Genomic DNA, 10523 nt, shown 5'->3' on the forward strand with positions numbered 1-10523 from the left:
TGTCGCCCATCGGCATGACCTCGATAAAGGTCAGGTCGTGCCCGTGATCCGCGCACCAGCCGAGGAGGTCGAACATCTCCTCCTCCGTCTCGCCCTTCAGCGCGACGGCGTTGATCTTGACCCGCAGCCCCGCCGCCTTCGCCGCCTCGATCCCGCGCAGCACCTGGTCGAGCCGCCCCCAGCGGGTGAGTCGCTTGAACCGCTCCGGGTCCAGCGTGTCGACCGACACGTTCACCCGCCGCACCCCGGCGGCGAACAGCCCCTCGGCGTGCTTCTCGAGCTGGCTCCCGTTCGTCGTCAGCGTCAGCTCCTTCAGCGCGCCGGACTGGAGGTGCCGCCCCATGGCCTCGAAGAAGGCCATGATGTTCCGGCGCACCAGCGGCTCGCCGCCGGTGATCCGCAGCTTCTCAGCCCCCAGCCGCACGAAGGCCGAGCAGAGGCGGTCGAGTTCCTCCAGCGTCAGGATCTCCTTCTTGGGCAGGAAGGTCATGTCCTCGGACATGCAGTAGACGCAGCGGAAGTCGCAGCGGTCCGTCACCGAGACCCGCAGGTATCGGATCGTCCGGCCGAAGGGGTCCACGAGAGGGTTCATCCCCATAAGATAGGCCGGCGGCCTCGCGCCCGCAACCAAGAGCCCCACGCGCGGGAGTTGCGCCCGCGCCGGGCGATGGCTAGCCTCACGGCATGATGATGAAACGCTTCCTTCCCCTCCTCGCCCTCCTCCCCTTCGCCGCCTGCGAGGCCCCCGAGGCCGGCCTCGACCGCCCCGCTCCCACCGAGACGGCGCCCGTCGCCGTGACCGCCACCCCGGTCGCGCGCGTGACCCCGGTCGCCGTGCCGGTCGTCGCCCCGCCCGTGGCCACGGCGCCCATCGTGGCCGCCCCCGCCGCGCCGCCCGGCGGCGTCCTCGCGCCGCCCCCGGTGGCCGAGGGCATCGCCATCGGAGAGCCCAACCCCGCCGCTCCCACGCCCGTTTCCGCGACCCCCAGCGGCGTGCTCGGCAACACCGTGGCCTCGCTCGGCAGCACCGAGCCGGGTCGCTGGCTCGAGACGCCGCTCGTGACGGCTCCCACCCAGGGCCGTGTCGAGTACAACGGCGAGATCGTGGACGTGGAGCTCCGCCCCTCGGGCGGCGAGCCCGGCTCGGGCAGCCAGATCAGCCTGGAGGCCATGCGGGCCCTTGGCGCCCCGCTCACCGGCCTGCCGGAGCTCACCGTCTACGGAAGCTGACGCGCGAACGGCCCGGGGATCGCCCGGGCCGTCTCGGACAGGCTGGACGGCCCGGGCGATCCCCGGGCCTTCGTCGTCTCAGGCGTGCAGCGTCTCGGTCGAGGAGAAGAACATCGCCTGGCTGATCGCCGACCGCACCTGGTCCTCGCGGTAGGGCTTGGAGATCAGGAAGGCGGGCTCCGGCCGCTCGCCGGTCAGCAGCCGCTCCGGGAAGGCGGTGATGAAGATCACCGGGATGTCCCCGCCCGCGCCCAGGATGTCGTTCACCGCGTCGATCCCCGACGACTTGTCGGCGAGCTGGATGTCCGCGAGGATCAGGTCCGGCCGCTCGATCCCCGCGAGCGCCACGGCGGCGTCCCGCGTCCGCGCCACGCCGGTGATCGCGTGCCCCATGTCCGCCACGATGCTCTGGAGGTCGAGCGCGATGATCGCCTCGTCCTCGATGATCATGACGCGGCCCGAGACCGAATCCTCCATGTCGGCGCGGGCGCGGTTGATGAAGTGCATCACCTCGTCCACGTCCGTGCTCATGATGAGGGCGATCTCCTCGGGCTTGAAGTCCTCGATGGTCGCCAGCAGCAGCGCCTCCCGCGTGTTGGGGGCGAGCCGCGCGAGGTGCGCCTGCGCCGCCCGCGCGAGGCCTGTCTCCCCCTCGGACACTGGCGCGCCCGAGCTGTCCCAGATCGTGTGGAACACCCGGAACAGCGCCACCCGGGGGTTCATCCCCGTCTCGAACAGCTCGGGCTCGTCGAGGATCGCTTCCAGCGTGGCCAGCGCATAGGCGTCGCCGCTCGACTGGCTCCCGGTGAGGGCGCGGGCGTAGCGGCGGAGATAGGGAAGCTCGGACCCGATCAGGGCAGACAGGTCGGGTGCGGCGTTCGTGCTCATGTGATGGGGCGTCCCTTGCGTTGCGTTGGAACCAAAACCTAGGCCTGAGATTTAGGTTCCGAAAGGGAAGAGGGAAAGGTTTCGGGCGAAGATGGACGAGCTTTCGGCAGATGAACTGCGCGGGACGGCCTTCGCCGCCAACCTCCGACGCGCCTTCGGGGCGCCGGTCGAGGGCGACCTGCCCACGAGGTTCGCGGTGCTTCTCGATCGTCTCGGCGAGGTGCAATCCCCCCAGAGGCCCAGGCACGCCGACCCCCACCGGCTGGGCGCGTGATGCCCAGGCTGTCCGGTCGGACCTCCCGTCCCGACCCGCGCCCGACACCGGCCCAGGGGCCCGGAGCGGGGCAATCGCCCGTGCGCGACCCCCGGGACGAGCTGGTCTCGCACCTTCCCGCGATGCGCGCCTTCGCCCTCTCGCTCACGCGCAACGCGAGCGCCGCCGACGACCTCGTGCAGGACACGGTGGTGAAGGCCTGGTCGCACTTCGACCGTTTCGAGGCCGGCACGAACCTGCGCGCCTGGCTCTTCACGATCCTCCGCAACACCTTCTACTCGACCCGCCGCCGCACCGTGCGCGAGGTCTCGGACAGCGACGGCGCCCTCGTGGGCGCGCTGGCCGAGAAGCCCGAGCATGACGGCCGCCTGCAATACGCCGACTTCGTCCGCGCCTTCCAGCAGCTCCCCGACGAGCAGCGCGAGGCGCTGGCCCTGGTCGGCGCCCTCGGCCACTCCTACGAGGAGGCGGCCGAGATGACGGGCGTGGCCGTCGGCACCGTCAAGAGCCGCGCCAACCGCGCCCGCGCGCGCCTCGCACATCTCCTCCAGCTCCAGGAGGGCGACCGGCTGGAGCTCACCGACGGAGCCACCCTGGCGGTGATCGCCTCCCAGGGTGGACCTCACTTGTGACCGGGTCCGAGCGGCCCTGGTGGCGCCCGCGCCTCGACGGGCTCGCGCCCCGCGTCGCCGCCTTCCTGACGGTCGCGCTGCTGCCGCTCGGCCTGATCGCGCTCTGGCAGACGCGCGAGTTCCAGAACGAGAGCGAGCGCCGGGCCGAGCTCTCGCTCCTCGCGCTCACCGAGCAGGGGGCAGCGGACGTCCAGATCGCCATCGAGCGGGCGCTGGGCGCCGGCGAGGCGCTGGGCGTCGTGGCCGACCTCCTCGACGATCCCAGGAGCTGCTCGGATTACCTGTCCCGCTTCGTGCAGAGCCGGGACCTCTATGCCTACGTGGGCCTCCTGCCGGTCCAGGGCCCGGTGGCCTGCGCCTCGGCCGGGGCCCCGCCGGGCCTCTGGGACGACATCGCCCCGATCGACCCCGCAGGCCCGCCGGAGATTCGGGTGCGCTCCGTCCACGTCCCGAGCGGCGAGACCCTGATGGTCGTCGCCGTTCCCGCCATGCCCGAGGAGGGCGAGACGGGGGGCTTCCCGGGCTACATCGCGATCGCGGTCCCCGGCGGGCAGGTCGCCTCGGGCTCGGCGGGGCCGCCCGGCCTCCGGCCCGTGCGCCTCGTCACCTTCAACGCCACGGGCGAGCTCCTCACCGAGCAGGGGGGAGCGACGGAGTCGGCCGACCAGATCAGCGACATGCTGGCCCGCCGGCGCGACCTCATCGCCGAATCCGGCGGCGAGCCCCGGCTCTTCGAGAGCGAGGACCGCCGGGGGCGGGATCGGGTCTACACCGTGATCCCCCTCGTCCCGGGCGTGGCCTTCGCGCTGGGCATCTGGACGCCCGAGCAGGCCGGCCAGGTCTTCACGGGGCCGGGCGGCTCGCCGCTCCTGTTCCCGCTCCTCATGTGGGGCACCAGCCTCGTCGTGGCCTTCTGGTCGGTCCACAGCCTGATGATCCGGCGGGTCACCGACCTCGGTGCCCGGATGCGGCGCTTCGGCCGCGACCGGGCCCTCATCGACCGCCCCACCGGCTCCAGCACCCCCACGAGCTGCGCGAGATCGAGGACGCCTTCCGCACCATGGCCACCTCGATCCTCCACGACGAGGCCCGCATGGAGAACGCGTTCCGCGAGCGCGGCGTGCTCCTGCGCGAGGTGCATCACCGCGTGAAGAACAACCTCCAGCTCATCTCCTCGATCATCTCCATGCAGGTGCGCCGGATGCCCGAGCCGCGCACCCGGGCCATCCTGCGCCGCCTCCAGGACCGGGTGCTCACGCTCGCCTCGATCTACCGGAGCCTCTACACGAGCCCCGACATGGGCGACGTGAACGCCGCCCCCATCCTCCGGGCCATCGTGGAGCAGGAGCTCCGGGGCGCCCCCGACCGGGTGGAGGCCACGCTCGACGTCGAGGACATGGTGCTGGACCCCGACAAGGTCGTGCCGCTGGCCTTCCTCGCCGCCGAGGCGGTGTCGAACGCTCTCGCCCGCGCCGGCGCCACCGAAGGGCGGCCGAGCCTCTCCGTGACCCTCCACCGCGACGGCGAGCGCGCGACGCTCCGCATCGCCAACAGCCTCGCCGGCCCGCCCACGCCCGACGACCCCGCCCAGCAGGGCCTCGGCCAGCACCTGATCCAGGCCTTCGCCGCCCAGGTCGGCGGGCCGGTGGAGGTCAGCGTCCGCGACCGGCTCTACGCCTTGTCCGTGACCTTCGCCGTGACCACCCACCACGACCAGACCGAGGACGCCTGAGGGTGGCATCCCTGCCCGGACGGGCAGTTCACGACAACGCTAGGGACCCCCGCCCTTGCGGCCCTCCTTTGCCCCCCGTAGATATGGACCTGTCCCCCAGGAGAGGCCCACCCCGATGAGAGACCCCGCACAGCACTACATGGACCTCGTTCCCATGGTGGTCGAGCAGACGAGTCGGGGCGAGCGCGCCTACGACATCTTCTCGCGCCTGCTCAAGGAACGGGTGATCTTCGTCTCGGGCCCCGTCCATGACGGCATGGCCCAGCTCATCGTGGCCCAGCTCCTCCACCTCGAGGCCGAGAATCCCAAGAAGGAGATCTCGATGTACATCAACTCCCCCGGGGGGGTGGTGACGTCGGGCCTCTCGATCTACGACACGATGCAGTACATCCGGCCCAAGGTCTCGACGCTGGTCGTGGGCCAGGCCGCCTCGATGGGCTCGCTCCTCCTGACCGCGGGCGAGAAGGGGATGCGCTTCTCGCTCCCGAACTCGGAGATCATGGTCCACCAGCCCTCCGGCGGCTACCAGGGCCAGGCCACCGACATCCTGATCCACGCCCGGCGGACCGAGGCCCTCAAGAAGCGGCTGAACGAGATCTACGTCAAGCACACCGGCCAGGACATCGCGACGGTGGAGAAGGCGCTCGACCGCGACAACTTCATGGACCCCGAGGAGGCCAAGGCCTGGGGCCTGATCGACGACATCCTGACCTCGCGCGACCCCGCCGAGGCCAGCAAGGACAAGGCGGCGTGACGCGGCAACACGCCGCCCACTCGCGGACCCCGCAGGGGGATTTCGGAGTTGTGGACCCAGGGCGGCTGCCCTAGTCTGACCGATGGGCGGCGCCAAGCCGGGCGCCGCTCCCGACGCGCCCTACGACGGGCAAGCTGAGGCCCCCCCGGGCCAGAGGAGTCAAATGGCGAACGCATCCGGCAGCGACGGCAAGAACACGCTCTACTGCTCCTTCTGCGGCAAGAGCCAGCACGAGGTTCGCAAGCTCATCGCGGGCCCGACGGTGTTCATCTGCGACGAATGCGTCGAGCTTTGCATGGACATCATCCGCGAGGAGACCAAGACCTCCGGCCTGAAGTCGACCGACGGCGTCCCCACCCCGCGCGAGATCTGCGACGTGCTGGACGACTACGTCATCGGCCAGATCCACGCCAAGCGCGTGCTCTCGGTGGCGGTGCACAACCACTACAAGCGGCTCGCCCACGCGGCCAAGTCCTCGGACATCGAACTCGCGAAGTCGAACATCCTGCTGATCGGCCCGACCGGCTGCGGCAAGACGCTGCTCGCGCAGACGCTGGCCCGCATCCTCGACGTGCCCTTCACGATGGCCGACGCCACCACGCTGACCGAGGCCGGCTATGTCGGCGAGGACGTGGAGAACATCATCCTCAAGCTCCTGCAGGCGTCGGAATACAACGTCGAGCGGGCGCAGCGCGGCATCGTCTACATCGACGAGGTCGACAAGATCACCCGCAAGTCCGACAACCCCTCCATCACCCGCGACGTGAGCGGGGAGGGGGTCCAGCAGGCCCTCCTCAAGATCATGGAAGGCACGGTGGCGAGCGTCCCCCCGCAGGGCGGTCGCAAGCATCCCCAGCAGGAATTCCTGCAGGTGGACACGACCAACATCCTGTTCATCTGCGGCGGCGCCTTCGCCGGCCTCGAAAAGATCATCGGCCAGCGTGCCAAGGGGCAGGGCATGGGCTTCAACGCCCAGGTCCGCGACGTGGACGAGCGTGGGGTGGGCGAGATCTTCAAGGAGCTGGAGCCCGAGGACCTTCTGAAGTTCGGCCTCATCCCCGAGTTCGTCGGCCGCCTCCCCGTGATCGCGACGCTGACCGACCTCGACGAGGAGGCCTTGGTCAAGATCCTCACCGAGCCCAAGAATGCCCTGGTCAAGCAGTACCAGCGCCTCTTCGAGCTGGAGGACACCAAGCTCACCTTCACCGACGACGCCCTCAAGGCCATCGCCAAGCGCGCCATCGAGCGGAAGACCGGAGCCCGCGGCCTGCGGAGCATCATGGAGGACATCCTCCTCGACACGATGTTCGACCTGCCGACGCTGTCGAGCGTCCGCGAGGTGGTGGTGAACGAGGAGGCGGTCGCCCCCGCCGGCAAGCCCCTGATGATCCACACGGAGCAGGGGCCGAAGAAGGAAGTCGCCTCGGCGCGGTGATCCTTCGCGACCTGATCTCCAGGGGGCGGTCCGTTGCAGGCCGCCCTTTTCGTTTCAGGCGTCGCGCTTCTTCCCGCCGCGCCATCCCGCGCTAGCCTCTCCCCCGTCCGTCGGGTCCTCGTGGGGAGAGAACATGAAGAGAGCAGCACTCATCGTCTCGGTCGTCGCGCTGACGGCCGGACCGGCCATGGCGCAGGACGCCCAGCCGGTCGTCATCGGCCACGAGGGCGGGTTCACGGGACCCGTGGAGTCCCTTGCCCCAGTGGCCAACCAGGCCATCCGCATGGCGGCCAAGGAAGTGAGCGACAGCGGCAAGTTCCTGGGCGGCCGCACGGTCGAGGTCGTGAACGCCGACTCCACCTGCTCCGACGCCGCCGCCGCGACCGCCTCGGCCGAGGCGCTGGTGAACCAGGGCGTGTCCGGCATCGTCGGGTCCGACTGCTCGGGCACCAGCGTGGCCGTGCTCACCAACGTGGCCGTCCCGAACGGCCTCGGCATGATCTCCTACTCCTCCACCTCCCCGGCGCTGTCCACCATCGAGGACAATGGCCTCTTCTTCCGCACCGCGCCGTCGGACGCGCGCGGCGGCCAGATCATGTCAGACATCCTGATCGATCGCGGCATCAAGGACGTGGCGCTGACCTACACCAACAACGACTACGGCAAGGGCTTCGCCGACAGCTTCGCCGAGGCCTACGAGGCGGCTGGCGGCACCATCTCGATCTCCATCCCGCACGAGGACGGCAAGTCCGACTACTCGTCCGAGGTCGCCTCGCTGGCCGCCTCGGGCTCCGACGTGCTGCTCGTGATCGGCTACATCGACCAGGGCGGCCGGGCGATCATCCGGAACGCGCTCGACACCGGAGCCTTCGACACCTTCGCGCTGTCGGATGCCATGGTCGGCCAGCCCCTGGTGGACGCGCTTGGCGAGGGCCTCGCCACCTCCTTCGGCCAGTATCCCGGCAACGAGAGCGAGGGGGCCGAGCGCTTCGCGGAGCTGTTCACGGCCGCCGGACAGGACCCCGGCGTGTCCTACTCCGCCGAGGCCTACGACGCCGCCGCGCTCATGCTCCTCTCCATGCAGGCCGCCAACTCCACGACCTCGGCGGACTGGACGGCTAAGGTCATGGACGTCGCCAACGCGCCGGGCGAGCCGATCCTCCCGGGCGAGCTCGGGAAGGCCCTCGACCTCCTCGCGGCCGGTCAGGACATCGACTACGTCGGCGCCACGGCGGTGGAGCTGATCGGGCCCGGCGAATCCGCCGGCGGCTTCCGCGAGGTGGAGTTCAAGGACGGCGGCATCCAGACGATCAAGTTCCGCTGACCCTCGCCCCTGGCTAATCTGGACAGGCCCGCGCCCCCGCGTGGGCCTGTTCCACCTGTAGCCGAGGGCCCCGTGACCACCCCCATCCACCGCATCTCCACCGCGTCCGCCTACGAACCCCGCATCGGCTACTGCCGCGCCGTGGTCGCGGCGCCCTGGGTTTTCGTCTCCGGCACCACCGGCACCGACCACGCGACCGGCGAGATCCCCGAGAGCGTCGAGGATCAATGCGCCCTCGCGCTCCGCATCATCGACGCCGCGCTCCAGAAGGCCGGAACGACGTTCGCCCAGGTCGTCCGCGTCCGCTACATCCTTCCCCGCCGCGAGGACTTCGAGCCCTGCTGGCCGCTCCTCTCCGCCGCCTTCGGGGCGCACCCGCCCGCCGCCACCATGATCGAGGCCGGCCTCATCGACCCCCGCCACCGCATCGAGATCGAGGTGGACGCCCGCCTCCCGTAAGACGCGTGCTCGCACGCACCGCGCCAGCGGCGCACGACGACCCCGATTCGGCACGGCTGACGGTGGGTGGGAGCGCGCGTCCTGCAGGGCGACGCAACACCCCCGCCGGCCAGTTTCCATCGCCGGATCAGCCTCTTGCCCCCGGGGTGTTGCGTCGCCCCACCCCCCACCGAACGCCGCGTTTACCGCTCGTTAACCCCGCTCCGGCATCCTGATCCGCATCAGATACCCACAAGCACCCCGGGCCAGCCCCGGGCCACGGAGACACCATGCAGAGCGCCCCGGCCCGAGCCGGGGACAGCAACAGCGCGAACGCCAAGCGGCCACATACCAGGACGGGAGATCCTCCCCGCCTCCTTCCAGAAGACTCAAGCCCGCCGAAGAGGCGGACTGGCTCTACTCCGCGCCGCCCCAGCGGCCTCCGGAGCAAACCAGAGGCCCCGCGGGATTAGTTTCATTTGTGGGACCCGCTCAGGCCGTATACAGCCCCCACCGCTGCAGAAGCTCCTGCTGCAACCTCCGCGACTTCGCCAGGAACTCGCGGCTCCCCGCCGGGATCTCGTCCTCGCCGTCCATCGACGCCTCCCGCGCCGCCACGTCCGCCGAGAAGTAGGCGAAGGCCAGGTCCGTCCCCGCCAGCGTCCGCACGTAGCCCGCCAGCGCCGAGACGAAGTTGAGCGTCCCCGTCTTGGCCTGCACCAGCGCCGGCGGCCGGGCCAGCGCCTCGCCCGAGGCATCGGTGAGCTGGATGTCCTTCAGCAGCGGCCGCAGCCGCTCCATCGTCCCCCGATGCGCCAGCGCCAGCGCCATCTCCTGCGCCGCGACCCGGCTCTCCCCGCCCAGCCCCGAATGATCGACGAGATGCACCCGCGCGCCCGTCGCCTCGCGCAGCCAGCGGTTCATCGCCGCCGCCGATTCCGCCGGCGTCGCCGGGGACAGCCCTCGCGCCACGCTCGCCGAGAGCCCGAGCACCTCGGCGGTGAGGTTCGTGGAATGCAGCAGCATCCCCCGGATGATCTCGGTCAGCGGCTCGCTCTCGATCCGCGCGACCTCGACCGCGCCCTCCGGCAGCGCCTTGATGGCCGAGGGCGCCGGCAGCACGACCCCCTGCTCGTTGGCCAGCCCCACGAAGGCCTGCCCCGCATAGAGCGCCGGGTTCCTGACCGGCAGCCATCGGCTCCCCGCCTCGCCGAGCTGCCGCCCCGCCACGGTCCAGACATCCGCGTCGCCGTCCTGCCGGTAGGTGTAGACCGGCAGCGCCCGGTCCTCGACCGTCATCCGCGCGAGGGCGACGTCCGGCCGGTGGTCGTCCCCCAGGGCCTCCATCCGCAGCCGGTAGTCGTCCCCGGCCTTCTCCCATCCGAACCAGACGCGGTTGAAGTTGAGGTTCAGCCCCGAGATCGCCGGGTTGTAGTCGAGCCAGGGGAGCTGCTCCGGCGAGATCTCCCGCACCTCGGGCAGCGCCCCGCCCCAGACGCGGAAGGCACCCACCTCCCGGATCCCGGCCGCCGCCAGCGCCCGGGCGAGCTCCGCCAGCCGGTCCGTGGTCAGCACCGGGTCCCCGCCCCCCGCGAGGATCAGGTCCCCGTCGACCTTCCCTGCGACCGGCGCCGCCGTCGCGAGGAGCCGGGTGACGAAGCGATGGTCCCCGCCCAGGGCGTCCAGCGCGTAGAGCGTCGTCAGCGACTTCGTGACCGAGGCGGGCGGCATCCCCTTCCCCGCCTCGTGCGACCAGAGCACCGTCCCGTCATCCACGTCCACCAGCGCGATCGAGGCCCGGTCCCCGATCCCCGCC

General features: G+C 70.9%; 12 protein-coding genes. 9 read left to right on the top strand and 3 right to left on the bottom strand.

Going from position 1 to position 10523, the window contains the following annotated elements; translation table 11 throughout:
- Positions 1-598 (bottom strand): GTP 3',8-cyclase MoaA (locus RUMESO_RS22480; protein WP_037284062.1); only part of this gene is annotated, 598 nt, incomplete at its 3' end.
- A 92-nt stretch (positions 599-690) separates the two neighbouring features.
- Here RUMESO_RS22480 and RUMESO_RS22485 point away from each other — a divergent pair.
- Entirely contained in the window at positions 691-1230 is a 540-nt protein-coding gene (locus RUMESO_RS22485) for a hypothetical protein (protein ID WP_037284089.1), read from the top strand.
- Positions 1231-1308: 78 nt separating this feature from the next.
- Here RUMESO_RS22485 and RUMESO_RS22490 read toward each other — a convergent pair whose 3' ends face one another.
- On the bottom strand, positions 1309-2118 hold the full coding sequence (locus tag RUMESO_RS22490) for a response regulator (RefSeq protein WP_037284065.1): 810 nt from the start codon (positions 2116-2118) through the stop codon (positions 1309-1311).
- Between the two features lie 91 nt (positions 2119-2209).
- Between RUMESO_RS22490 and RUMESO_RS22495 the strand changes: the two genes are divergently transcribed.
- The 8 genes from RUMESO_RS22495 (at position 2210) to RUMESO_RS22530 (ending at position 8728) form a co-directional block, all read left to right on the top strand.
- Positions 2210-2392, top strand: a complete 183-nt coding sequence (locus RUMESO_RS22495; RefSeq protein ID WP_037284067.1) for a hypothetical protein — start codon at positions 2210-2212, stop codon at positions 2390-2392.
- An 80-nt stretch (positions 2393-2472) separates the two neighbouring features.
- Positions 2473-3024: an RNA polymerase sigma factor gene (locus tag RUMESO_RS22500; RefSeq protein ID WP_037284070.1), complete on the top strand. Its 552-nt coding sequence runs from the start codon at positions 2473-2475 to the stop codon at positions 3022-3024.
- The gene (locus RUMESO_RS22505) at positions 3021-4175 is read left to right on the top strand and encodes a hypothetical protein (RefSeq protein ID WP_037284073.1); all 1155 of its coding nucleotides are present in this window, start codon (positions 3021-3023) and stop codon (positions 4173-4175) included. Before RUMESO_RS22500 ends, RUMESO_RS22505 begins: the two co-directional genes overlap by 4 nt.
- Positions 4118-4756 (top strand): sensor histidine kinase, encoded by a 639-nt coding sequence (locus tag RUMESO_RS22510; RefSeq protein ID WP_211262976.1) that lies wholly within the window; start codon positions 4118-4120, stop codon positions 4754-4756. The genes RUMESO_RS22505 and RUMESO_RS22510 overlap by 58 nt, the downstream gene beginning before the upstream one ends.
- A 115-nt stretch (positions 4757-4871) precedes the next feature.
- Positions 4872-5510 (top strand): ATP-dependent Clp protease proteolytic subunit, encoded by a 639-nt coding sequence (locus RUMESO_RS22515; protein WP_037284078.1) that lies wholly within the window; start codon positions 4872-4874, stop codon positions 5508-5510.
- 163 nt (positions 5511-5673) lie between these two features.
- Complete coding sequence (gene clpX / locus RUMESO_RS22520; protein WP_037284081.1) at positions 5674-6945, top strand: ATP-dependent Clp protease ATP-binding subunit ClpX; 1272 nt, start codon at positions 5674-5676, stop codon at positions 6943-6945.
- A 133-nt stretch (positions 6946-7078) separates the two neighbouring features.
- A complete protein-coding gene (locus RUMESO_RS22525) occupies positions 7079-8269 on the top strand; it encodes an ABC transporter substrate-binding protein (RefSeq protein WP_037284084.1) in 1191 nt (396 codons plus the stop codon).
- A gap of 72 nt (positions 8270-8341) precedes the next feature.
- The gene (locus RUMESO_RS22530; protein ID WP_245639390.1) at positions 8342-8728 is read left to right on the top strand and encodes a RidA family protein; all 387 of its coding nucleotides are present in this window, start codon (positions 8342-8344) and stop codon (positions 8726-8728) included.
- 471 nt (positions 8729-9199) lie between these two features.
- On the opposite strand, the gene dacB is transcribed toward RUMESO_RS22530, so the two are convergent.
- A partial coding sequence (gene dacB, locus RUMESO_RS22535; RefSeq protein ID WP_037284086.1) for a D-alanyl-D-alanine carboxypeptidase/D-alanyl-D-alanine endopeptidase occupies positions 9200-10523 on the bottom strand: 1324 nt, incomplete at its 5' end.

It is taken from the genome of Rubellimicrobium mesophilum DSM 19309 (assembly GCF_000600335.2).
Classification (GTDB): Bacteria; Pseudomonadota; Alphaproteobacteria; order Rhodobacterales; family Rhodobacteraceae; genus Rubellimicrobium; species Rubellimicrobium mesophilum.

Coding starts and splice junctions, on each gene's coding strand:
- RUMESO_RS22525 (WP_037284084.1), top strand. CDS start 7,079: ATGAAGAGAGCAGCACTCATCGTCTCGGTCGTCGCGCTGACGGCCGGA.
- RUMESO_RS22515 (WP_037284078.1), top strand. CDS start 4,872: ATGAGAGACCCCGCACAGCACTACATGGACCTCGTTCCCATGGTGGTC.
- clpX (WP_037284081.1), top strand. CDS start 5,674: ATGGCGAACGCATCCGGCAGCGACGGCAAGAACACGCTCTACTGCTCC.
- RUMESO_RS22495 (WP_037284067.1), top strand. CDS start 2,210: ATGGACGAGCTTTCGGCAGATGAACTGCGCGGGACGGCCTTCGCCGCC.
- RUMESO_RS22485 (WP_037284089.1), top strand. CDS start 691: ATGAAACGCTTCCTTCCCCTCCTCGCCCTCCTCCCCTTCGCCGCCTGC.
- RUMESO_RS22510 (WP_211262976.1), top strand. CDS start 4,118: ATGGAGAACGCGTTCCGCGAGCGCGGCGTGCTCCTGCGCGAGGTGCAT.
- RUMESO_RS22490 (WP_037284065.1), bottom strand. CDS start 2,118: ATGAGCACGAACGCCGCACCCGACCTGTCTGCCCTGATCGGGTCCGAG.